Annotated in this window: 24 protein-coding genes; 10 read left to right on the top strand and 14 right to left on the bottom strand. The window is 64.1% G+C overall.

The features are described from left to right. Positions 1-78: 78 nt before the first annotated feature. The 3 genes from QZ186_RS01090 to QZ186_RS01080 all read right to left on the bottom strand — a co-directional run bounded on the left by QZ186_RS01090 (position 79) and on the right by QZ186_RS01080 (position 2,932). Positions 79-1,125 (bottom strand): phycobilisome rod-core linker polypeptide, encoded by a 1,047-nt coding sequence (locus QZ186_RS01090; RefSeq protein ID WP_363159443.1) that lies wholly within the window; start codon positions 1,123-1,125, stop codon positions 79-81. Positions 1,126-1,234: 109 nt separating this feature from the next. Beyond that, complete coding sequence (gene pyrC, locus QZ186_RS01085) at positions 1,235-2,335, bottom strand: dihydroorotase (protein ID WP_296415228.1); 1,101 nt, start codon at positions 2,333-2,335, stop codon at positions 1,235-1,237. A 27-nt stretch (positions 2,336-2,362) separates the two neighbouring features. Continuing rightward, a complete protein-coding gene (locus QZ186_RS01080; protein WP_010317753.1) occupies positions 2,363-2,932 on the bottom strand; it encodes a YqhA family protein in 570 nt (189 codons plus the stop codon). Between the two features lie 146 nt (positions 2,933-3,078). Between QZ186_RS01080 and QZ186_RS01075 the strand changes: the two genes are divergently transcribed. The 5 genes from QZ186_RS01075 (at position 3,079) to selD (ending at position 9,199) form a co-directional block, all read left to right on the top strand. Beyond that, a complete protein-coding gene (locus QZ186_RS01075; protein ID WP_296415227.1) occupies positions 3,079-4,143 on the top strand; it encodes an amino acid ABC transporter substrate-binding protein in 1,065 nt (354 codons plus the stop codon). Continuing rightward, a complete protein-coding gene (locus tag QZ186_RS01070; RefSeq protein WP_296415226.1) occupies positions 4,143-5,099 on the top strand; it encodes an ABC transporter permease subunit in 957 nt (318 codons plus the stop codon). Before QZ186_RS01075 ends, QZ186_RS01070 begins: the two co-directional genes overlap by 1 nt. Continuing rightward, positions 5,099-6,310 (top strand): amino acid ABC transporter permease, encoded by a 1,212-nt coding sequence (locus QZ186_RS01065; protein WP_296415225.1) that lies wholly within the window; start codon positions 5,099-5,101, stop codon positions 6,308-6,310. The genes QZ186_RS01070 and QZ186_RS01065 overlap by 1 nt, the downstream gene beginning before the upstream one ends. 7 nt (positions 6,311-6,317) lie before the next feature. Further along, positions 6,318-7,061 (top strand): amino acid ABC transporter ATP-binding protein, encoded by a 744-nt coding sequence (locus QZ186_RS01060; protein WP_296415223.1) that lies wholly within the window; start codon positions 6,318-6,320, stop codon positions 7,059-7,061. An 83-nt stretch (positions 7,062-7,144) separates the two neighbouring features. Continuing rightward, complete coding sequence (gene selD / locus QZ186_RS01055) at positions 7,145-9,199, top strand: selenide, water dikinase SelD (RefSeq protein ID WP_296415221.1); 2,055 nt, start codon at positions 7,145-7,147, stop codon at positions 9,197-9,199. On the opposite strand, the gene QZ186_RS01050 is transcribed toward selD, so the two are convergent. From QZ186_RS01050 to QZ186_RS01030, 5 genes are all read right to left on the bottom strand, one after another. Next, positions 9,196-10,002: a hypothetical protein gene (locus QZ186_RS01050; RefSeq protein WP_296415220.1), complete on the bottom strand. Its 807-nt coding sequence runs from the start codon at positions 10,000-10,002 to the stop codon at positions 9,196-9,198. The two genes, selD and QZ186_RS01050, sit on opposite strands and share 4 nt — an antisense overlap. A gap of 7 nt (positions 10,003-10,009) precedes the next feature. After that, positions 10,010-10,294 (bottom strand): 2Fe-2S iron-sulfur cluster-binding protein, encoded by a 285-nt coding sequence (locus QZ186_RS01045; protein ID WP_247478889.1) that lies wholly within the window; start codon positions 10,292-10,294, stop codon positions 10,010-10,012. 45 nt (positions 10,295-10,339) lie between these two features. Next, positions 10,340-11,026, bottom strand: a complete 687-nt coding sequence (locus tag QZ186_RS01040) for a response regulator transcription factor (RefSeq protein ID WP_010317762.1) — start codon at positions 11,024-11,026, stop codon at positions 10,340-10,342. 179 nt (positions 11,027-11,205) lie between these two features. Beyond that, positions 11,206-11,445, bottom strand: a complete 240-nt coding sequence (locus tag QZ186_RS01035) for a DUF3136 domain-containing protein (RefSeq protein ID WP_296415216.1) — start codon at positions 11,443-11,445, stop codon at positions 11,206-11,208. A gap of 4 nt (positions 11,446-11,449) precedes the next feature. Then, positions 11,450-11,668 carry a CP12 domain-containing protein gene (locus QZ186_RS01030; RefSeq protein ID WP_296415214.1) on the bottom strand — a complete coding sequence of 73 codons (219 nt, stop codon included), beginning with the start codon at positions 11,666-11,668 and terminating at the stop codon, positions 11,450-11,452. Positions 11,669-11,759: 91 nt separating this feature from the next. Here QZ186_RS01030 and QZ186_RS01025 point away from each other — a divergent pair, with 91 nt between their 5' ends. Then, the gene (locus QZ186_RS01025) at positions 11,760-12,308 is read left to right on the top strand and encodes a hypothetical protein (protein ID WP_296415212.1); all 549 of its coding nucleotides are present in this window, start codon (positions 11,760-11,762) and stop codon (positions 12,306-12,308) included. Further along, positions 12,308-12,661 carry a hypothetical protein gene (locus QZ186_RS01020; protein WP_247478883.1) on the top strand — a complete coding sequence of 118 codons (354 nt, stop codon included), beginning with the start codon at positions 12,308-12,310 and terminating at the stop codon, positions 12,659-12,661. The genes QZ186_RS01025 and QZ186_RS01020 overlap by 1 nt, the downstream gene beginning before the upstream one ends. Here QZ186_RS01020 and arsJ read toward each other — a convergent pair. Together arsJ and QZ186_RS01010 are read right to left on the bottom strand one after the other, a co-directional pair. Further along, complete coding sequence (gene arsJ / locus QZ186_RS01015) at positions 12,658-13,881, bottom strand: organoarsenical effux MFS transporter ArsJ (RefSeq protein ID WP_296415210.1); 1,224 nt, start codon at positions 13,879-13,881, stop codon at positions 12,658-12,660. The genes QZ186_RS01020 and arsJ overlap by 4 nt on opposite strands. After that, positions 13,878-14,891, bottom strand: a complete 1,014-nt coding sequence (locus QZ186_RS01010; protein WP_296415207.1) for an ArsJ-associated glyceraldehyde-3-phosphate dehydrogenase — start codon at positions 14,889-14,891, stop codon at positions 13,878-13,880. The genes arsJ and QZ186_RS01010 overlap by 4 nt, the downstream gene beginning before the upstream one ends. An 85-nt stretch (positions 14,892-14,976) precedes the next feature. Here QZ186_RS01010 and QZ186_RS01005 point away from each other — a divergent pair, with 85 nt between their 5' ends. From QZ186_RS01005 to QZ186_RS00995, 3 genes are all read left to right on the top strand, one after another. Continuing rightward, on the top strand, positions 14,977-15,273 hold the full coding sequence (locus tag QZ186_RS01005; RefSeq protein ID WP_232197326.1) for a helix-turn-helix transcriptional regulator: 297 nt from the start codon (positions 14,977-14,979) through the stop codon (positions 15,271-15,273). Between the two features lie 90 nt (positions 15,274-15,363). Then, a complete protein-coding gene (pstS, locus tag QZ186_RS01000; protein ID WP_247478877.1) occupies positions 15,364-16,344 on the top strand; it encodes a phosphate ABC transporter substrate-binding protein PstS in 981 nt (326 codons plus the stop codon). A gap of 116 nt (positions 16,345-16,460) precedes the next feature. Next, positions 16,461-17,084: a Crp/Fnr family transcriptional regulator gene (locus QZ186_RS00995; protein WP_296415198.1), complete on the top strand. Its 624-nt coding sequence runs from the start codon at positions 16,461-16,463 to the stop codon at positions 17,082-17,084. A gap of 3 nt (positions 17,085-17,087) precedes the next feature. On the opposite strand, the gene QZ186_RS00990 is transcribed toward QZ186_RS00995, so the two are convergent. The 4 genes from QZ186_RS00990 to QZ186_RS00975 all read right to left on the bottom strand — a co-directional run. After that, the gene (locus tag QZ186_RS00990) at positions 17,088-18,227 is read right to left on the bottom strand and encodes a cell wall metabolism sensor histidine kinase WalK (protein ID WP_296415197.1); all 1,140 of its coding nucleotides are present in this window, start codon (positions 18,225-18,227) and stop codon (positions 17,088-17,090) included. Positions 18,228-18,230: 3 nt separating this feature from the next. Then, positions 18,231-18,935 carry a response regulator transcription factor gene (locus tag QZ186_RS00985; RefSeq protein ID WP_296415194.1) on the bottom strand — a complete coding sequence of 235 codons (705 nt, stop codon included), beginning with the start codon at positions 18,933-18,935 and terminating at the stop codon, positions 18,231-18,233. A gap of 52 nt (positions 18,936-18,987) precedes the next feature. Next, entirely contained in the window at positions 18,988-19,158 is a 171-nt protein-coding gene (locus QZ186_RS00980; RefSeq protein ID WP_247478871.1) for a hypothetical protein, read from the bottom strand. 127 nt (positions 19,159-19,285) lie between these two features. Continuing rightward, on the bottom strand, positions 19,286-20,677 hold a 1,392-nt coding region (locus tag QZ186_RS00975), incomplete at its 5' end, for an iron uptake porin (RefSeq protein ID WP_296415191.1).

Here is a 20,677-nt window from a genome sequence, read left to right as displayed (position 1 = left end):
GTCCCATCTTGGCGGGGACTAGCAACAAAAAGCCCCTGGCCGTTTGGCCAGGGGCAGAGGTCATGGGGAGGGGTTTAATCAGCCCTTGGAGCGGCCACGGCCCTTGGCTTTGGCCTTGGGTTGCTCGTCGGCAGCAGGAGTCGGCGCGGGGGCGGGTGCCGAGGAGATGTCGCTGTCGCCACTGACGACGACGCTGACGACGCGGCCGCCCTGGCGCAGGACCCGTTGCAGGGCCTCGTTCATCCGGCTGTAGGGCACGCGGGTGGTGTAGGCGCCGTGGCGGATGAAGCGGTTGTTGGCGATGCCCGTCGCGGTGATCGTGACCACCCGGCTGCCTTCGGCGGCGCCGGTATTCGGTGCTGAGACCAGCAACTCGTTGCTGCGGAAGCCGTAGGCGGGGCTGCCGTCGATGCGGCGGGCGCTGGGCAGATCACCGCTGGGCAGATCGCTGCCGCTGGACATCGAGGCCTTGAAGGGACCATCGGTGCTGATGTGGGCGTAGCGGGCCACGCTGACCGCAGCGCCAGCACCGGGCACCGGAATGGCGCGGTTTTGGTGCAGGGCTTGGCCCAGCTTGAACTGACTGCCGTTGCGGTCGCCCTTGACCGAGGCGGCGGCGCCCCGGGCCAGTTGCATCAGATAGGAAAACTGACGCCCTTCGTGGCCAACCGAATAGCCCCAACCATGCATGTGGGGAACGCGGTCGTTGCCGAAGTTGCGGCTGTATTCGTCGCTATCGATGTAGGAGTCGATCTCCGCGTCGTAGCCCTGCTCCTGCAGGATCGTGAAGTGGTGCAGCATCTCCTCTTTGTTGTGAGGAGCGCGGCCCAGCAGATGTTTGTGGTTGAGCTCGATGAAGCGGTAGGGGTTGCAGCTCTCAAAGAAGCGAGCGCGGTATTGGGCACTCTTGGCCACCAAGCGCACGAACTCGCGCACGTTCAGGTAGCCGTTGCGGAAGAGCGACTCGGTCCCTTCGAGTCGATCGCTCTTCATCACATGCTGACCGCCCAGAACCTGCTGGTAGACGGCACGAATGATGGTGCTCTTATCGCTATCGGAGGCCTGCTGCCTGTGTTCTTTGTTCTGACCGTTTGCAAACCTCTCGATACCCAGAGCGGGCGCCATGACAAGAGACATGTGGATCGGGCGGACTATGGAAGAAGCGCGTGATTCACGCAGCCGCTTGGAAATTAGGCGGATTCTTTTGAGCCGTCGTTGAAAGATTGCGAGCTCTTTACGCTGCTGACGCGCGCCATTGCGCCTGCTTCAGGCGCCAATTCAGGGTTTCCCCGGCGTGAAAGGGCACCAGGGTTGTCGGCGAGCTGCTGCCGTTCTCCAGTTCCATTAACCCTGGGATGAAGTCGCTGTCGCTGCTGCGCTCCAGTTGGATCGTTCCGTTGTTGAGCGGCAGCCCGTAGAAGTTGGGCCCATGCACGCTGGCGAAGTTCTCCAGGCGATCGAGAACGCCCTCCTCTTCAAAAACCTGGGCGTAGCTCTCAATGGCGAAGGGGGCGTTGTAGATCCCGGCGCAGCCGCAGGCCGATTCCTTGGAGCCCCTGGGGTGGGGAGCGGAGTCGGTCCCCAGGAAAAATTTGCTGCTGCCGCTGGTGGCCGCGGCCCGTAGGGCCAGGCGATGGCGCTCCCGCTTGGCGATGGGCAAGCAATAGAAGTCCGGCCGCAGACCCCCCTGGAAGAGAGCGTTGCGGTTGATGTGGAGGTGGTGGGGGGTGATCGTCGCCGCCAGGTTGGCTGGACCCTCCGCCACGAACTGGGCGGCGTCGGCGGTCGTGATGTGCTCCAGCACCACCTTCAGGGCCGGATGACGCTGGAGCAGAGGGATCAACTGCCGTTCGATGAAGACCGCCTCGCGATCAAAGATGTCGACGGCGGGATCGGTGACCTCGCCATGGATCAGCAGCGGCATGCCAATCCGCTCCATGCAGGCGAGCACGGCGCTGATGTGGGCGAGATCGCGCACGCCGGCGTCGGAGTTGGTGGTCGCACCGGCGGGATAGAGCTTGGCGGCGCTGAAGACCCCTTCGCTGAAGCCGCGCTCCAGCTCGGCTGGCTCGATCGTTTCGGTCAGGTAGGCCGTCATCAGCGGCGTGAAGGCCGCGGCGGCATCAGGCCCTTGGCTTGCTGTCAGGGCGGCCGTGATCCGTTCTCGATAGGCCCGTGCCTGCTCCACCGTCGTCACCGGCGGTTTGAGGTTGGGCATCACGATCGCCCGGGCGAACTGCCGTGCCGTGTGTCCAACCACGGCCTGCAGCATCTCCCCATCGCGCAGGTGGAGATGCCAGTCATCCGGGGTGCGGATCGTGAGGGTGCTGCTCATCCCTTCGTTTTACACAATGCGCGAGCCCTACTCAAAGGGGGTTTCCCGGGGCTGATTCCAGGTGGAGCGGTTGGGACCGCCGGAGACCAGATAGGCCGAGAGGGCCAAGAGCAGCACCGAGCCTGAGAAGACCAGCAGGTTGGTGGTGTTGTCGATCGGGAAGATCAACATCGACTTGAAGGCAGCCACGATCAAGGCCACCAGGATCACCTTCACCAACTTTTCCTTGAGCACATCCAAGCTGCGGATGTCCAGAAGCCCATTGCCACCAGCTCCGGGGCTGCGCGCCGCCTCGATGTCGGAGATCAGCAGCTCATAGACGCCGTAGCCAAAGATCATCAGGGCGATCCCGATCAAGTAGAGATCGACGCCGCCGACCAGTTCACCCAGCAGTAGGGCCACCGTGCGGCTGTCATCGGGCGAGGCATCGAGGAGCAGCCCCATCGAGTGCCAGATCTCGGAGGTGCCGCTGATGAAGGTCGCCCCGCTGCCGAGCAGGCTCATCACCACGGGCACGATCGCGATCAAACGGAATTTCCAGAGCCAGCGCTCAAAGACGTTCTCAATGGCCCAGCTCAAGCGCTTGATGGAGCTCATCGACGCGTTGCGTTCAGCGATAGATGGGCTGACCCTAGGCAGAGCGCGTCGGCGTTTTGATGCTCCGATCGGGAGCTTCATGGCCTCATTGGCGATGGCCCAGCCTTAAAAACCGGTGGCACAATTCGCGAAATGAGCCCTGGTTGATGCCCTTTTCCCCCCGCAAGGTCCTTCGAGCGCTTCCTCTGCTCGCTGGTCTCGTCCTCACCGGCTGCGCTGTGGAGGGCTCGGGGCCCCAAAGCCAAAAACTGGCCGCGGTGAAAGCCCGCGGGCAATTGGTCTGCGGCGTTGATGGCAAGTTGCCGGGCTTCAGTTTTGTCGCTCCCGATGGCCGCTACCAGGGCTTTGAGGTGGACCTCTGCCGTGCGGTCGCCGCTGGGGTGCTCTCAGATCCCGCCAAGGTGGAGTTCCGCGACCTGAGCGCCAGCGAGCGCTTTGCGGCGGTCAATAGCGGTGAAGTGGATCTGCTCTCCCGCAGCACCACCATGACCCTCAGCCGCGATGCGGCAGGGGGCAATGCCCTCAGCTTTGCGCCGATTCACTTCTATGGCGGTCAGGCCGTGATGGTGAACGCGGGCAGCGGCATCACCTCCTTGAAGCAGTTAGCCGGTAAGCCGATCTGTGTGACCACCGGGACCACGACCGAGCTGAACCTGGCGGATCGGATGCGGGAGCTCAACGCCGCCTACATGCCGCTGAAGTTCCAAAACGATGGTCAGACCTATGGGGCCTACCTCCAGGGCCGTTGCGTGGCGGTCACCAGTGACCGGGCGCTGCTGGCCGCCAAGCGCAGCAGCTTTCCCGATCCCAAGGCCCATGTCCTGCTCGCCGGTGACCTGAGCAAAGAACCCTTGGCCATGGGCACGGTCAACGGTGATCCGGCCTGGGCCGATGCGGTGCGTTGGATCGCCTATGCCCTGATGCAGGCGGAAGAATCCGGCATCACCCAGGCCAACGTCGAGGCCAAGCTCGCTGAGGCCCAGGCCGATAGCAACCAGGCGGATCTGCGGCGCTTCCTGGGGGTCGATGGCCAGCTGGGGCAGCAGCTCGGATTGCCGGCTGACTTTGTCGTTCAGGTGATCAAGGCCGTCGGCAACTACGGCGAGATCTTTGAGCGCAACCTGGGTGTGAACACCCGCATCAACCTGGAGCGGGGCAGCAATCGCCAGTGGACCGATGGCGGCCTGATCTATTCGCCGCCCTTCCGCTGATGGCTCCGTCTGTCACCCCTTGGTGGCGCAACCGCCGCCTGATCCCCTGGTTGGTGCAGGCCGCGGTCGGTCTGCTGGTGCTGGTTCTGGTGGCTTTCCTGCTGGGGAACCTGGTGCAGAACCTGGCGGCGGCCGGGTTGCTGCTGACCTGGCGCTGGATCGGAAACCCCGCCGGTTTTGACATCGCCGGCAGTTGGTTGCCCTTCAGCGCCGATCAGCCCTACTGGTGGGCGCTGCTGGCGGGACTGGTCAACACCCTGCGGGTTGTCGTCATCGGTCTGATTGGCGCCTCGATCGTCGGCACCGCCGTCGGCGTGGCCTCCTTTAGTGGCAACGCTCTGCTGCGCGGCCTGGCGCGGGTCTACGTCGAGCTGATCCGCAACATCCCTCTGCTCTTGCAGTTGGTGTTTTGGTATTTCGTCGTCTTCCTCTCCTTGCCGGGTGGTGCCCAGGCGATCCAGTGGCCGGGCGTCGTCCTCGCCCAATCGGGCCTCTACCTGGGCATGCCTGAGTTGGTGAATGGGGTCTGGCAGGCACCGATTCGCCTGAGTGTTGAGTTCGCGGCCCTGCTGACCGGTCTGATCGTCTACATCTCGGCCTTCATCTCGGAGGTGGTGCGCGGCGGGATTGCTTCGGTGCCCAAGGGGCAGTGGGAGGCCGCCCGTGCCCTGGGCTTCAGCCCCCTGCAAACCCTGCGCCAGGTGGTCCTGCCCCAGGCCCTGCCGGTGATCGTGCCCGGTTTGAACAACCAGTACATCTCCCTGGCGAAGAGTTCCTCGCTCGCCATCGCCTGCGGCTACGCCGATCTCTATTCGGTGGCGGAGACCACCCTCAACCAAACCGGACGGGCGGTGGAGGTGATGGTGATCCTGCTGGGGGCCTACCTGGCCATGGACCTGGTGATCTCTGCCCTGATGAATGCGCTGAACCGCGCGGTGCAGCTGAGGAGCCGTTGATGGAGCGCTCCTCTTCTCTGCAACGGCTACGGGCCGCCCTGTTCGCCTCTCGCCTCGATGGGCTGATCACCGTGGTGCTGCTGGCGGCCTTGCTGGCTGGCGGCCAGGCCCTGCTGCACTGGTTGGTCTTTAAGGCCCAGTGGGCGGTGATTCAGGCCAACAGCACCCTGTTCGCCATCGGCCGCTATCCCCTGGATCAGCAGTGGCGTCTCTGGCTGCTGAGCGTTCTTCTGGCGGCAGCCACGGGGTTGAGTTGGGGATGGCTGCGGGCCTTCCCTCGCCCCGATCGCCGGGCACTGCTTTGGCCGGCGAACGACCGCCTGGCCGCTGCAGTGCTCGCCGGCCTGGCGTTGCTCCTGCCCCTGTTTCTTCAGCTCAGTGCTGCCATCAGCCAGCGTTGGTGGGGGATCACGGCGCTGCTGTTGGCCTGCCGCTGGTGGGCCGGGCGCCTTGGCCCGGCCCTTCCCGCTGCCTTCCGCCGCGGCTGGCCCGTGATCTGGCCGCTGCTCTACCTGCTGGGGATGACCCTGATTGCGGGGGGATTGGGTCTCCCGGTGGTCTCCCCCTCTCGCTGGGGGGGGCTGCTCTTGACCTTGATCGAGGCCAGTTTCGCGATCCTGCTCTGCTTCCCCCTGGGGGTGTTGCTGGCCCTGGGGCGGCGCAGCCGTTTGCCGCTCTTGCGTTGGCTCTCGGTGCTCTACATCGAGTTCATCCGCGGGGCACCGCTGATCACCCTGCTCTTCCTCGGGCAGAACATCCTGGGCTTGCTCTTGCCCGGTGGCTTCTCGCCGGATCGGGTCTGGCGGGCGGCCTGGGTGCTGACCTTCTTTGCGGCGGCCTATGTGGCCGAGGCCGTCCGCTCTGGTCTGGTGGCGTTGCCGCCGGGGCAGATGGAGGCAGCCCGCGCCCTGGGCTTGCCGGTCCATCAGGCCATGCTCAAGGTGGTGCTGCCCCAGGCCCTCCGGGTCGCCCTTCCGGCGATGGTCGGGCAATTCATCAACCTGCTGCAGGACACCACCTTGCTCTCGCTGATTGGTCTGTTTGAGCTGCTGGGCACGGCCCGGGCGGTGATGGCCAATCCCGCGTTCCTCGGCAAGGACGCCGAGGTTTATCTCGTGTTGGCGGTGCTGTTTTGGTGCTGCTGCGCTGCCTTGGGTTTGGGGAGCCGCGCCCTGGAAACCCGCCTGAACTCCAACCCTCAACCCGCCTGAGTCCCCCATGACGGATCGCGACCTGATGATCGAGGCCCGCGGGGTCGAGAAGTGGTACCCCAATGGCTACCACGCTCTGCGGGGTGTGGACCTGAACGTCTACCGCGGTGAGGTGGTGGTGATCATGGGGCCCTCCGGCTCCGGCAAGAGCACCTTCATTCGCACCTTCAATGCCCTGGAGGACATCCAGGGGGGATCGATCGTCGTCGATGGGATGACCCTCTCCGATGACGTGCGCAACATCGATGCGATCCGCCGGGAGGTGGGGATGGTCTTCCAACAGTTCAACCTCTTCCCCCACCTCACGGTGCTGGAGAACCTCTGTCTCGCTCCGGTGCTGGTGCGCAAGCGGAAGAAGGTGGAGGTGGAGCAGGAGGCCTTGGCGCTCCTTGAGCGGGTCAACATCCGCGAGCAGGCCCACAAGTACCCCGGGCAGCTCTCCGGCGGTCAGCAGCAACGGGTGGCGATTGCCCGCTCCCTCTGCATGGAACCGCGGGTGCTGCTCTTCGATGAACCCACCAGTGCCCTTGACCCCGAGATGGTGCAGGAGGTGCTCGAGGTGATGCAGGAGTTAGCCCGTGAGGGGATGACGATGGTGGTCGTCACCCATGAGGTGCGCTTTGCCCGGCAGGTGGCCAGTCGGGTGGTCTTGATGGCCGAGGGGGAGGTGGTGGAGATGGCCCCGCCCGAGCAATTCTTCACTGCGCCGCAACACGAGCGCACGCGGCAATTCCTGAGCCAGATTGCCTAAATGGAGAGCCCTCAACCGCGCCAGGTTCAGGCCTACAGCGAAACCAAGGGCATGGATCTGGGCGCCTCGGCCCAGGGGCGACCTTGAGCGATCCCGATCAGCTGCTGCTGCTGGCGGGGGGTGGCCACAGCCATGCCCTGCTGCTGCGGCGCTGGTTGATGCGGCCGCAGCTCAAGCCCAAACGCACCGCCGTGGTGCTGGTCAATCGGGGCAGCACCGCCCTGTATTCCGGCATGGTGCCGGGGCTGGTGGCGGGTCTCTACAGCCACGAGGACTGCGCCATTGATCTGCGCGATCTCTGCCAGCGGGCGGGCGTGGCCTTTGTGCGCGCTGAGATCACGGGACTCGACCTGCCCCGCTCCCAGTTGCTGCTGGCCGGGCGGCCGCCGCTGCAGTTCGATCGCCTCAGCCTGGATCTGGGCTGTCAGACCCAACACGCCGAGGGGCAACTCGGGGTGAAGCCGCTGGAGCCCTTCCTGCAGTGGCTCAAGCAGGCACCGCCGTCGCTAACCATCCGCGGGGGCGGTGCCGCTGCGGTGGAGGTGGCCCTGGCCCTGCGGGCCCAGGGGCATCAGCCCGAGCTGCTGTTGCGCGGTGAGCAGCTGCACTTGGGATCGCCAGCGGCGAACCGCGCCGGAGAGCGCCTGTTGGCGGAGGCCGGCATCCCCCTGGGCCGCGGCGTCGGTCCCGAGCGGCCTGCGGATCTGGCCTGCACCGGCAGTGAGGCGCCGCCCTGGCTGGCGGCCAGTGGTCTGCCCTGTGATCCCCAGACCGGGCGGATCTGGACGGAGCCGAGTCTGGCGGTGGAGGGCCATCCCCGGATCTTTGCCAGCGGCGACTGCGGGCTGATTCGCCGGGATCCGCGGCCGGCTTCCGGGGTCTGGGCTGTGCGTGCGGCGCCGCTGCTGGCGATCAACCTCAAACGCAGCCTCGAGCAGCCCAAGCGAGCGCTGAGGCCTTGGCGTCCCCAGGCCAGGGCCCTGCAGTTGCTGGGCGATGGCCGCAGGCGGGCGGTGGCCTTCTACGGGCCCTGGTCCCTGGGTCCCTCCCGCTGGCTCTGGCGCTGGAAAGAGGCGATTGATCGACGCTTCATGGCCGGATTCGCCCGCACCGGAGCCATGGCCGCTGGGGCCGTGATGGCCTGCCGGGGCTGTGCCGCCAAGCTGGCGGCCGACCCCCTAGAGGGCGCCCTGGCCCGCCTGCAGCCGGGGGGGGACTGCCCACCGCCGGAGGACGCCGCGGTCCTGGCCGCCACGTCAACCGGCGGGTTGTTGCTGCAAAGCCTCGATGGGTTTCCAGCGTTGCTGGATGACCCCTGGCTCAATGCCCGGCTGACCACCCTGCATGCCAGCAGCGACATCTGGGCCTGTGGCGCCCAGCTGCAGAGCGTTCAGGCCCTGGTGACCCTGCCGGAGGCCGCCGCGCCGCTCCAACAGGAGCTGCTCTTTCAGACCCTGGCGGGGGTGCGTTCGGTGCTTGATCCCCTGGGGGTGCCCTTGCTGGGTGGTCACACCCTGGAGGGGCGCGATGGCGCGGGCTTGGCCTTGAGCCTGAGCGTGAATGGATCGGTTGATCCGCAGCGGCATTGGCCCAAGGGGCCCCTGCAGAGCGATCAGGTGTTGCTCTTGACCCGGCCCATCGGCACCGGGGTGCTCTTCGCGGCGGCCATGGCCGGGGTTGCCAAACCCCAGTGGATTGACGCGGCCCTGGAGACGATGCAGCAAAGCCAGGCTCCCCTGGTGGAGCTGTTGCAGCACTACGGCTGCAGTGCCTGCACCGACATCACTGGCTTTGGCCTGCTCGGCCACCTCGCTGAAATGCTCGGCGCCGGCCAAGAGGTGGAGTTAGACCCGGGGGCCATTCCTGCCCTGGCCGGTGCCCGCACCCTGTTGGAACAGGGACAGGCCAGCACCTTGGCCCCCTCCAACGCCAGGGCCCTGGCCCAGCTGGATCCCGGGGGTGGGGTGCGTCTGAGCGCCCCAGCCTCCGCCGTCGATCAGCAGCTCTGGATCGACCCGCAGACCTGCGGTCCGCTGTTGGCTGCTCTGCCGGCTTCCCGCGCTGAGGCAGCCCTTGAGCATCTGGGGCAGTTGGGCTTTGCGCAGGCCGCGGTGATCGCCAGGGTGCTGATCGTTTAGTCGCGCACCAGCCAACCGACCGTCAGGTCCCCTGGATCGCGCTGGAGGTAGAGGTAGCCGCGGGCCCCATTGCTGCGGCGGCCATTCACGATCAAGGCGCTGTAGTTGTAGGCCCGTCCCTTCTCGTCGGTTTGCTGGATGGTGCCCCAGCAGCTCTTGGGGTTCAGGCTGAGCTGGCCGCTGTAGCGCGCGGTTTCGCTGTCAGCCCCATAGCTGGAGAGGGCCAGCCCCTCCACCCGGCCGTCCTTCCACTGCTCGCGCTGCACGACGGCATTGGGACTCCAGCCGCCTTGGACTTGGCTGAGCCCCATCTGCCGGCTGACCACCAGGCCGTTGAGGTTGGCGCTGTTGCAGCGCCCGGTGGCCATGGGCAGCCAACTGCTGCTGATCACTCGGCCTTCGGTGCGGATCAAGCCATAGACCGGACGACCGCGACCATCGAGCACCACCTCGCTGCGGTCGATGCCCCAAGGCAGTTGCCGTTCGATCACCGCCACGCAGTTGTCCGTGATCCTGCGCTGGCCCCGATAGGCACTGCGGCGTTCTTCGCTGCCCAGTCGTTCCACCAGCAGGCCCTCGACCTGCCCCCCGGGCAACCAGCGCTCCTCCATGAGGCGAGCGGTTGGGGTCTTGCTGGCGGTGACCACGCCAGCTCCCCAGACGGCGAAGCGTCCGCTACTGCTCGGGCAACGGCTCTCGGCGGCCTGAAGCGGATGCATCGGAACTGCCCCGGCAAGCAGTGCTGCAGACAGAAGAATGCGAGCGGTGCCCATGGCCGTACTCCCCGGGATGGCTTGGCGCATCTTGGTGTTAATTCAGCTCGGCGGCTACGTCCGTGCGCAGGAGGCAGTCGCTGCGTGGATAGCTGACGCAGAGCAAGGCATAGCCCTGCTCGATTTGTGGCCCATCGAGGAAGCTCTGATCGGCTTGATCCACCGTCCCCTGCAGGACTTGGGCAGCACAGGTGCTGCAGGCGCCGGCCCGGCAGGAGAAGGGCAGGTCGATGCCGGCAGCCTCCGCCGCATCAAGGATGTACTGCTCGCTGTTGCAGGGAAAGGAGCCAGCCGCCTCAAGCGTGATGGTGTGGCTGGCCATGGCAGGCGGCGCGATCAGATAGTTGGGTTCTAGCCACGCTTTGGCCTAGATCTTCACCATCCCGCAACGCATTCCCTTGAGGACCGCCTGAACCCGGTTGTTGACCTCCAGGGTTTTCAGCAGCCGCTTGGTGTAGGTGCGCGCGGTCTCCTCGCTGACCACCAGCTGTTCAGCAATTTCACGGTCCGTCAGGCCGCTGGCCAAAAGGTCCAGGACTTCATATTCCCTTGGGGTCAGGCGCGGGCAGCTCAGGTACGGCAACTGGCCAGAGCGCAGGGAGGGACTGCGGTAGGCGTGATGGCCCATCACCGCCAGGACAGCAGCCTCCAGCGGTTTTTGGTCTTCGATGAAGTCCGCCTCGGCCACGACCGCCTCCAGCCAGGACGCCTCGGCATGTTCCACCGGAATCGCATCCCCCAAGGCGAGCATCACCACCTTCAGCTGGGGTTGTAGTGCCTTGGCCTTGCGGGCGAGATCGAAGCCGCTGCCGCTTTCAAGAAAGTCGGTGCAGATCAGCAGCTCGTAGGGCTCTTGGCTCAGATAGTTCAGGCAGCTCGCTTCATCGGTGACGGCGCAGCCGATGAGCTCGGTCTCACGGAAGCTCTCGCAGAGGCAGCGCAGAAAAAAGCGCCCTTTCATCGCCAGCGCAACCTTCCCGCTGACGGCAACCGAGAGCAGGACCTCATCAAGGTTGCTTCCTTGCAGCGTCTCCAGATAGGGGGTGAGATCCATCGCTCACTCCGAGCGGTGCATCCATCATCGACCTGCGGCGGCCCCGCCAGTTGGATCGTGTGAATTCGACTTATTTCGTGTCTAATCCAATCGCGCGCTCAACAAAAAAATCCCGCACAGCGCTTTTGTGCGGGATTGAGTGATTGACCTCTGTCGCAAGATCGAACACAAAGCCGGTCTCACGCTTTTGGTGTGGACTGTGCTTTGAGCAGTTGGGCGTAGAGGTAATCGGGTGATTTGTACTGCCTAGGAAGACAGTGGTGGAGGGTCGCCAGCTTTCCCCAACACACCGTTTTTTGGATCTTGTTGAGGGTGCGCTTTTCTGCAATCAGCATCTTCAGTGCCTTGCAGTAGAGCTGATAGTTGGCCTCCAGTTCACCAATGGTGATGCTGGGTGGTTGGGGCGCGGTAGCGGTCATCGCACTAGTCGTCATAGACGAGGCAGCCGGGCGCCTCAGGATTCAGATCGCAGTAGACCTCCATCGGGGTGGGGTCTTTGCTCTCGCCGGGGTGGTGAGCCTTGTAGGTCTCGAGGTCCTTGAGTTCGGCTTCAAGGTGAGCGGCCTTGGGTTTGTCGCCTTCGTTGCGGGCTTTCTCCAGCTCGCTGCGGTCCAGGGCGATGTGGGCGTCGATGCTGTCCAAGAGCTGGTCTTTGCTGCGGTGTACAGCTAGATCTGGCCGCGTGTCCCTCGATACCCCCAAATGGGGTCGTTGTCGCTCGAGTCCTGCGAGCATGGGCGCACTCGTCCGGATGGTTCGGATGCCTCACCCTCGGCTAGGGGCCGCGGTACTGGTGTTGCTGCTGTTGGCCGGTTGTTCAGGGCCCGCAAGCAAGAACGCTCCTCAGCAGGACAGCGAGGCGCAGCGCCAGGCTCTGGTGCAATGCCGGCGCTATCGCGAGAGCCTGCCGCCGCTGGTGGAGCGCTACCGCGAGACCGAGTCGCGGTTGAAGGCGCTTGAGGAAGAGTCGTTCACCTCGGCCTTGGCGCCCCTGCCCCTGGACCCCGAAGAGCAACGTCTACTGACGATCTACGACCAGCAGACCGAGCAGGAGCAGTACGAGCAGGCCGTGGCGGAGTGGCGGCGCAGTGAAGCCAAGCGCCGTCTGGTCTGGCAGGAGGCCCTGCAGCAGCGCCAGGAGGCTGCGGTGACCGAGCGCGATCAGCTTGCGGATCAACTGCGCACGATTCATCCCGCCCTGTTGACCGCTGCCAAGCCCCCGAGCCTGGATGCCAAGGAGTTGGAGCGCTTTCTGGCCTGCTCAGCGGAGCGCCAGCGTTAATGGCATTCCGCCTGCGTGCCCCCCTGGGGGAGGCGATCTCCTTGCTGTTGCTGGCTTGGCCCTGTGCTGGTTGGGCGCAGCCGCAGCCTCCAGAGCTTGTGGGCGATTGCGTGCGGCGCTTTGGCCACACCGGCTGCGCAGCGCGGCTCTATGCCCAGCTGCTCTGCGACTCGTTTGATCAGCCTGCGCTGCTCTTGGCCCAGCAACAGCGCCTCAGCGAGGCCTTTGAGCGGGAGGGGGTGTCCTTTGCCGGGATCCTGCCTGAGGAGGTGGAAACTGCCGCCGTTCGTTATTACACGCCGATGCTCTGCCCGGAGCGCAGCCCGCAGATCCGTGCGCTGTTTCAGCGCTAGGCGCTTCGCACTGGCGGCAGCTTCAGGCTGAACAGCCAGGCCAGTCCCACCATCAACGCCGAGCACCAGAGACAGGCCTGGAGCCCGCCGATCAGAAAGATCGCTCCCGAGAGCAGGGTGCCAAGCAGCCGTCCTGCGGCATTGGCCATGTAATAGAAGCCCACGTCCAGGCTCACTGCTTCGCCGTCGCTGTAGGCGAGAACCATGTAGCTGTGAATCGAGGAGTTCATCGCAAAGACCACCCCGAAGGCGGTTAGACCTGCCACCACCGCCAGACCTGGATCGGCGACCTGTCGCCATAGGGCAATGGCAATCAAGGCGGGAATCGCCGTGAGCAGGGCGCTCCAAAACTGCACGGCCGATGCGCCAGGGGACCTGGTTTGCCCCCAGCTGCGACGCAGGGCCGGAGCGGATCCCTGAACGATTCCGTAGCCAATCACCCAGAGGCCCATGAAGCTGCCCACTTCCCAGAAGCGCCAGTTCAGGGTCGTCTCCAGGAAGACCGGTAAGGCGACCACAAACCAGACATCCCGAGCCCCAAAGAGGAACATCCGCGCCAGTGAGAGCACGTTGATGCCCTCGCTTTTGGAGAACAGGGAGTGGACTTTGGGCTTGCGTTTCATCTGTCCCATGTCGGCCGGCAGCCCCAGGGTGACCAGAAAGGCCAATATCAAACCCGCCGCCATCACGCCCACCGACGCGTTGAAGCCCAGGGCGGTCAAGAGGACGCCCCCCAGGAAAAAACCAACGCCCTTGAGGGCATTTTTGGAGCCGGTCAGGATCGCCACCCAGCGGAAGAGTTGCTGATCGCCGTCATGGCTCTTGACCACGGTTTTGATGGCGCTTTTGGCGCTCATCTTGTTGAGATCCTTGGCGATCCCGCTCAGGGCTTGGGCGGCCATGACGTAGGCGACACTCCACCACTTCGGCCAGGAGTCCGCCACCGGAATCAGCATCAGCAGGGCGCCGATCTGCATCCAGGTGCCGAGCCAAAGCGTCAACCGCAGGCCAAAGCGTGCCCCCAGCCATCCGCCGTAGAGGTTGGTCAGGATCCCAAAGAACTCATAGAAGAGAAAGAGAAAGGCAATCTCCAGGCTGGTGTAGCCCAGCTGATGGAAGTGGAAGACCACCAGCATCCGCAGGGCCCCATCGGTGAGGGTGAAGGCCCAGTAATTGGCGGTGACCCGCTGGTACTGCTGCAGGGCGGAGAGTCCGCTCATCCTTGGGGCTCCAGCTGGACGAGATGGCTGACCAGATCGGCCATGCGGGAGCTGTAGCCCCACTCGTTGTCGTACCAGCCGTAGACCTTCAGCTGGGTCCCGTCGACCACCATCGTGGAGAGGGCGTCGATCACCACGCTGCGGTTGTCGTTGACGTAGTCGATGGAGACCAGCGGCCGGGTTTCGTAGCCCAGGATTCCCTGGAGGGGCCCCTGCGCAGCCTGCTGGAAGGCCTGGTTGACTGCCTCTGCGCTGGTGGGTCGCTCGAGCTCAAAGACCGCATCGGTCAAGGAGGCATTCAGCAGGGGGATACGAACGGCATGGCCGTTGAGCTTGCCCTCGAGCTCCGGGAAGATCATGGCGATGGCCTTGGCTGATCCGGTGGTGGTGGGGATCAGCGATTGCAGGCAGGAGCGGGAGCGCCGCAGGTCGCTTTTGAAGGCGTCGACCACCACCTGGGTGTTGGTGACGTCATGCAGGGTCGTGATCGAGCCATGGCGGATGCCGAACTGCTCATGCACGACCTTCACGATCGGGGCCAGGCAGTTGGTGGTGCAGGACGCCGCGGTCACCAGCCGGTGCTGGTTGGGGTCATAGAGGTCATGGTTGATCCCGTAGACGATGTTCAGTGCGTCTTTGACGGGGCAGCCCACGACCACGCGCTGGATGCCGCCTTGGCTGAAGTAGGGCTCGAGGGCCTCGGTGGTCTTGAAGCGGCCGCTGCACTCGAGCACCATCTCCACACCTGCGGCAGACCAGGTCACCTCGGCGGGGGTGCCGTTGCGGCTGAAGTTCAGGCGCCGCCCATCGATCAGCAGCTCGGTCTCGCTGAGGGCCTCGGCCTGGCGATCCCAGCGACCATGGACGGAGTCAAAGCAGAGCAGGTGGGCGGCTGACTCGGCCGTGGCCTGGTTGTCGTTGATCTGAACGATCTCAATGCCTGGCCGTCCCCAGAGGGCGCGGCAGACCAGTCGTCCGATGCGTCCGAAGCCGTTGATGCCAATGCGCATGACCAACCCCAATCAACTGATCAACAAAGTTTGATGCATCAAGGTTTCTTGATTGGTTAAGGTGCGGTTAGGCCTGCTCCGAGCTGTGTCCCAAGCCCTCAGCGCGTTGTTCAAGGCCCTGGCGGATCCCCATCGCCTGGAGGTGGCCCTGGCGCTGGCGGGGGGTGAGCGCTGCGTCTGTGAGCTGACCGAGCAGATGGGCCTGGCCCAGTCCAAGCTCTCCTTTCACCTCAAGGTGATGCGCGAGGCGGGCCTGCTGGAGTCCCGGGTTCAGGGGCGCTGGGTCTACTACCGCCTGAGCCCTGAGGCCCTGGCCGAATTGAGTGATTGGCTTCAGCGTTTGCAGACCAGTAGGCCCCTTAAAGCCCAGTCCTGCTGCTGATTCACGCAACGTTCACGAGGCCTTAACCAGCCCCTAACGCAGGACGGATCATCACTTGCGTAGATGGATGGGAACCACAAGGTTTTATCCATGACCTTCGCGAAGAAGGCCCTCCTGATCGGCTCCCTGCTGGCCGTCGGCACCGGCATGTCCGCCTCCGCCGCAGATCGCCTCAGTGCTGCTGGCGCAACCTTCCCCGCCAAGATCTATCAGCGTTGGTTCGCTGATCTGGCGAAGGCCGGTGGCCCCCAGGTCAACTACCAAGCCGTTGGCTCAGGTTCTGGCCGTAAGGCGTTCATCGACCAGACCGTCAACTTCGGTGCATCGGATGATCCGATGAAGGCCAAGGACATCGCCAAGGTGACCCGCGGTCTGGTGCAGATCCCCATGGTGGGCGGCACCATCGCCTTCGGTTACAACAAGCCCGGCTGCAACCTGAAGCTCACCCAGCAGCAGGCTGTCCAAGTGGCGATCGGCAAGATCACCAACTGGAAGGACCTGGGTTGCGCCGCTGGTCCAATCACCTGGGTGCACCGCTCGGACGGTTCTGGAACCACCAAAGCCTTCACCGAATCCCTGGCTTCTTTTTCTCCACAGTGGAAGCTCGGGACTGGTAAATCCGTCCGCTGGCCGGGCTCAAATTCAATTGGAGCTAAAGGTAACTCTGGTGTTGCTGGTGTGATTAAAAACAAGCAGGGTGCGATCGGTTACGTCAACCAGTCGTACATCCGCGGTGCCGTCAAGGCCGCTGCGCTGCAGAACAAGTCGGGTGAATTCATCAAGCCCAGCCACACCTCCGGTGCCAAGGCCCTGAACGGCATCAAGCTCGATCAGAACCTGGCTGGCTCGAACCCCAACCCCACCGCCAAGGGTGCTTACCCGATCGCGACCCTGACCTGGGTTTTGGCTTATCAGAAGGGCAATGGTGCCAACACCGACACCATCAAGAAGACCTTCAATTACATGCTGAGCGATCAGGCTCAGGCCAGGGCTGATGCCCTTGGCTTCGTCCCTCTGAATGGTTCAATCTTGAATAAGGCACGTGCTGCAGTGAACAAAATCTCTCGTTAGTTCAGTGTGATCCAGATGGTTCAAGGGCAGGTCTGATCTGCCCTTTTTCTGATCTGAATGCACGCATTGTTCTTGACAGACTCCCAATCACTCTTGATGCAATGACGTCCATATCTTTGACATCGAGTCCGCCCTTAAGTCTTCGCGGCAGCCTCGAAGACACGTTCCAGCGCCGCGATCTGGTCAGCCTGACGGCTGGCAGTCGCGTGCCCATGCTTCGCCACCACGTCTGGCTGGTGGCCCGCGGGATGGTCAAGCTGAGCTCGATGAATGAGCAGGGCGAAGATGTTCTCCTGGGCCTGGCGGGACCGAATGAACCCTTCGGTGAACCGCTCAGCAACCTCGATCTCTACGAAGCCACGACGCTGAGCGATTGCGATCTGCTCTGCCTCTCGATGGACGAGATCCAGCAGACCCCCCACCTGGCCAGCACCTTGATGCTGGCGCTGATCAGCCGGACCCGTCAGTCCGAGGCCTTGATTTCCCTGTTGGGTCTGCGCCGCGTCGAAGACCGGGTCCGGGGCTTTCTGGAATTGCTGGCTGAGGAGTATGGCCAGCCCTGTGAGGACGGTCTGCGCCTGAACCTGCGCCTGACCCACCAGGACATTGCCGGTGCCCTGAGCACCACCCGCGTCACGGTGACTCGGGTCTTGGGTCTGCTGAAGGAGGAGGGTTGGCTGAAGCTCAGCAGCCAGCGGCAGCTGGTGATCAGCAACCTGCCGATCAGCGCTGCCGCCTAAGGCTTAGGCCTTGGGGAGGAGCAGCTCAATCACCGCTCCTCCCTCCGGGTGGTTCCGGGCCCGCACCAGGCCCCCTTGGCTGAGGGCGATCTGGCGAACGATGGCGAGCCCGAGTCCGCTTCCGTGTCTTGGGCCTCTGGCCCGGGCTGGATCCCCTCTGTAGAAGCGCTCGAACATCCGCTCGAGGTCCTCTTCGCTGAGCCCCGGGCCCTGGTCGCGCACGGCAATCAGGCACCAGCGGTCCCGCTCCTCGATCGAGAGCTCAATGCTGCTGCCATCGGGGCTGTAGCGCAGGGCGTTGTCGATCAAATTGAACAGGGCCTGGTGCAGGCGAGCCGGATCGACGGCCACCTGTCTGGCCTGATCGCGCATCGGCTGAACGCTGAGGTCAATGCCCCGGGGCTGAGCCAGTTCCTGCAGGGTGGACCAGGCCTGGCCAACGACATCCCTTGGGTCGATGCAGGCGGGTCGCTTGCGGCGGCTCACCAGGGTGTTGTCGAGTCTGGAGAGATCCAGCAGATCCCCCACCAACCGCTGCAACCGCTCGAGTTCCTTCTCCAGTCGCTCCACCAGGACCGCCTGGCGTCCCTCGGCCCTGAGGGCCAGGCTCTCACTGACCAGCCGCAGGGCCGTGATCGGGGTTTTGAGCTCATGGGCCACATCACTGACCCACTGCTCCTGCTGCTTGAGCTGATTGTTTAGGGGGTTGCTGCCGTCGATCTGAAGGGCCAGCCAGCCCCTCTCGCCGGGCATCACCCGCACCGAGAGGTCATTGCGCCCGAGGCTCCATTCCCCGCGTTGGGCCAGGCGGGTGTTGCGGCTGAGCTCCAGCAGGTGCAGCAGCTCGGCGCTGGGCTCCAGGTCATTGAGGTGTTGGAGCTGGGGAGCGAGCGAACTCTCTTTGACCAAGAGGGACTCAGCCCGCTCATTGATGATCTCGATTCGGTTTTGGGCATCGAGCACCAGCCAGCCCTGCGGTGCGGCGCTGATCCATTCGCGCAACTGCAGTTCAGGGATCGGTTGGCGCCGCCGAAAGCGGGTGGCCACGACGTTCTTCTTTCGGTTCCCTTCGCGCCAGAGCCCCACGCTGAGGGCGCCCAGCCCAAAGCCCAGGGCCAGCGGTAGGGCGGTCTGCATCGTCATCGCCTAGCCGAAGCGATAGCCGAATCCCCGCACCGTCACCAGTTTGCTCGGGTTGGAGGGGTCCTCTTCAATCTTTTCGCGCAACCAACGGATGTGCACATCCACGGTCTTGTTGTCGCCGATGTAGTCGAAGCCCCAGACCTGCTCAATCAGTTGCTCGCGGCTCCAGACGCGTTTGGGGTTTTGCATGAAGAGCTCGAGCAATTTGAACTCCTTGGGGGAGAGCTTCAGCTCAAGACCATCGAGGCAGACGCGGCATTCAGCCGGGAAGAGGCTGAGGTTGTCCGCTTTGAGTTCGCTGGGCTGTTGATCGCTGGCTTGGTGGCGGCGCAGGAGCGCCCGGCAGCGGGCCACGAGTTCGCGGATGCCAAAGGGTTTCACCAGGTAGTCATCGGCCCCGAGCTCGAGGCCGAGCACTCGATCGGTTTCGGTGTCCCGGGCGCTCACCATCAGCACCAGGGGCCGTTGCGGCAACTCGATCAACTTGCGGCAGAGATCCAGCCCGTTGATGCCCGGGAGCATCACATCGAGAACGATCAGTTCGAAGGGTTCCCGTTTCAGCCGATCCCAGGCGCTCTGGCCGTTGGTGGCTGGGGTGACGGAAAAGCCCTCGAGCTCCAGCGCTTCGCAGACGGTTTCGCGGATGGTGTCGTCGTCTTCGACCACCAACAGACGCGCGGCGTTGCTGGCTGGTGAGGGCGTGCTCATCCGTCCATTCTCTCGGCCGGGCCCTGTAGCCCACGACACCTTTTTGTCTGGATCAGCTCTGGTTTTGCTGCTCGAGCTCGCACTGGGTGAGATCAGGGTTGGTCAGCCGCTCGAGCACCTTCTGCAGATCCACCGGAGAGAGCTCGCCATCGCTGCCCCACTTGAGGCTGGTGTTGGAGGCTGAGCGCTGCTGGCTGTCCTGGCTGATGCTGTCGGGCCCCATGCCGTCGGTTTGTTCTGAAACCCACACTAAAGCGGCGGCGTTCACTCGGTGGTTGGTAATCGCAAGAAAAAACCCCCTGCCGAAGCAGGGGGCCGTTGGTCTCGTGCGTGAGGAGTGGTTCTGAAGATCAGAACTTGAAGCGGGTGGCCAGGATGCCGCCGAACACGCCGGGGTTGTCGCCCTGGGTGCTGGTCTGGCTGTAGCCGGCTCCAGCGGAGCTGGGGTTGCTGGAATAGAACAGCATCGGGGTCACAGCGATGTTGTCGCTGACCTGGAACTGATACCACCACTCCCAGACGTAACCAGCGTCGAACGGGGTGGTGCCGTTGCGGGTGCTGGTGACGAAGGTGGGCTGACCCACGGACATGCCTGCCTTGTTGCCCTTGACGAAGGCGTCATCCCACTTGAGGGCGACGGTCCAGGACTGGGTGGCGGCGATGTTTTCGTCTTTGAGGTTGCCAGCGATCTGGGTTGCGCCATCGCTGGTCAGAGCGGCGCCGGTCTGGTTACGGCTAGAGCTGGTGTAGTTCAGGTTGTCGTAGGAGACAGCCTGATAACCCCAGCCAAGGCTCACAGCGGGCATCAGGGTGCCGCCGTTCTTGGGACGACGGGCCAGAGCCACAGCGAAGGAGTTGCGCTCACCGCCGGTCTTCACGCCGTTGTAGGAGCAGGCTTGGCTCTGGACCCGGCCAGCGGCTTCAGTGCCGCGGCGGGACATCTTGCTGCCGCACTGTTCGTAGTTCCAGCCGAAGGTGCCCTTCCACTGCTGGGCTTGATAGCCCAGTTGGGTTAGCCAGCTGGCCTTGCTGCCGCTGGTGAAGATGCCACCGTCTTCAGGGTTGCCGGTGTTGCCGTCCGGTGCGACGTAGCTGGTGGACGCGGCGAAGTAGGGCTGACCCTTCTTGACCTTTTGCTTCCACTTGAAGCCCAGCATGCTGCCGGTGGCCTTGTTGTAGACCGCGGGTGCACCGCCCAGCTGGAAGAAGTCCAGACCCTTGAAGTCGTCGCCGTAATAGAAGGGTTTGACGGCCAGGAACTCGGTGTTACGTGAGATGGGACCGGTTTGGACTGAGAAGCCCTTGCCGAGGGGGAAGCGGTAGTAGAGGCGGTTGATCTTGACGACGCCGTCCGAGGACTCGGCGCGGTCGAGGTAGGTGATGTTGTAGCCCTTGCCGCCGAAGGGGCTGCTGCCGAAGTTGCCGGCGCGCAGGCGGGTGTAAAGCAGGTCCTTGCCGGTGAAGCTGGTCTTGAGGTTCAGACGAGCGTCGTAGACAAAGTTGGTGGCGCTGTAGTTCTTCTTGTACCAGTCAGCGCTGCCGGTACCGGCGGCGTTGCTGGTGCCAGCGGTTGGAACCACGGCACCGATCGCCCAGTAGTAGTCACCCTGGAGCTTGGTGGTGGTGGAGAACTGGGTGGCTTCCAGTTCGCCCACGCGGGCCTCGAGGCCATCGACGCGGCCCTTGAGGATGGCGAGCTCACGCTCGAATTCCTTCATCAGGCGCTTGAGCTCGTCGGTCAC

This window comes from Vulcanococcus sp. DEBay_Sum29NL08_54, from assembly GCF_017859255.1.
Taxonomy (GTDB): domain Bacteria; phylum Cyanobacteriota; class Cyanobacteriia; order PCC-6307; family Cyanobiaceae; genus Vulcanococcus.
This window is presented reverse-complemented; position numbering and strand designations above follow the sequence as displayed.

Coding starts and splice junctions, on each gene's coding strand:
- QZ186_RS01065 (WP_296415225.1), top strand. CDS start 5,099: ATGGAGCGCTCCTCTTCTCTGCAACGGCTACGGGCCGCCCTGTTCGCC.
- QZ186_RS01025 (WP_296415212.1), top strand. CDS start 11,760: ATGGGCGCACTCGTCCGGATGGTTCGGATGCCTCACCCTCGGCTAGGG.
- QZ186_RS01040 (WP_010317762.1), bottom strand. CDS start 11,026: ATGGATCTCACCCCCTATCTGGAGACGCTGCAAGGAAGCAACCTTGAT.
- QZ186_RS01060 (WP_296415223.1), top strand. CDS start 6,318: ATGACGGATCGCGACCTGATGATCGAGGCCCGCGGGGTCGAGAAGTGG.
- QZ186_RS01080 (WP_010317753.1), bottom strand. CDS start 2,932: ATGAGCTCCATCAAGCGCTTGAGCTGGGCCATTGAGAACGTCTTTGAG.
- QZ186_RS01050 (WP_296415220.1), bottom strand. CDS start 10,002: ATGCGCCAAGCCATCCCGGGGAGTACGGCCATGGGCACCGCTCGCATT.
- QZ186_RS01090 (WP_363159443.1), bottom strand. CDS start 1,125: ATGGCGCCCGCTCTGGGTATCGAGAGGTTTGCAAACGGTCAGAACAAA.
- QZ186_RS00990 (WP_296415197.1), bottom strand. CDS start 18,227: ATGACGATGCAGACCGCCCTACCGCTGGCCCTGGGCTTTGGGCTGGGC.
- QZ186_RS01010 (WP_296415207.1), bottom strand. CDS start 14,891: ATGCGCATTGGCATCAACGGCTTCGGACGCATCGGACGACTGGTCTGC.
- arsJ (WP_296415210.1), bottom strand. CDS start 13,881: ATGAGCGGACTCTCCGCCCTGCAGCAGTACCAGCGGGTCACCGCCAAT.
- QZ186_RS01045 (WP_247478889.1), bottom strand. CDS start 10,294: ATGGCCAGCCACACCATCACGCTTGAGGCGGCTGGCTCCTTTCCCTGC.
- QZ186_RS01075 (WP_296415227.1), top strand. CDS start 3,079: ATGCCCTTTTCCCCCCGCAAGGTCCTTCGAGCGCTTCCTCTGCTCGCT.
- QZ186_RS00980 (WP_247478871.1), bottom strand. CDS start 19,158: ATGGGGCCCGACAGCATCAGCCAGGACAGCCAGCAGCGCTCAGCCTCC.
- pyrC (WP_296415228.1), bottom strand. CDS start 2,335: ATGAGCAGCACCCTCACGATCCGCACCCCGGATGACTGGCATCTCCAC.
- QZ186_RS00985 (WP_296415194.1), bottom strand. CDS start 18,935: ATGAGCACGCCCTCACCAGCCAGCAACGCCGCGCGTCTGTTGGTGGTC.
- QZ186_RS01020 (WP_247478883.1), top strand. CDS start 12,308: ATGGCATTCCGCCTGCGTGCCCCCCTGGGGGAGGCGATCTCCTTGCTG.
- QZ186_RS01070 (WP_296415226.1), top strand. CDS start 4,143: ATGGCTCCGTCTGTCACCCCTTGGTGGCGCAACCGCCGCCTGATCCCC.
- pstS (WP_247478877.1), top strand. CDS start 15,364: ATGACCTTCGCGAAGAAGGCCCTCCTGATCGGCTCCCTGCTGGCCGTC.
- QZ186_RS01035 (WP_296415216.1), bottom strand. CDS start 11,445: ATGACCGCTACCGCGCCCCAACCACCCAGCATCACCATTGGTGAACTG.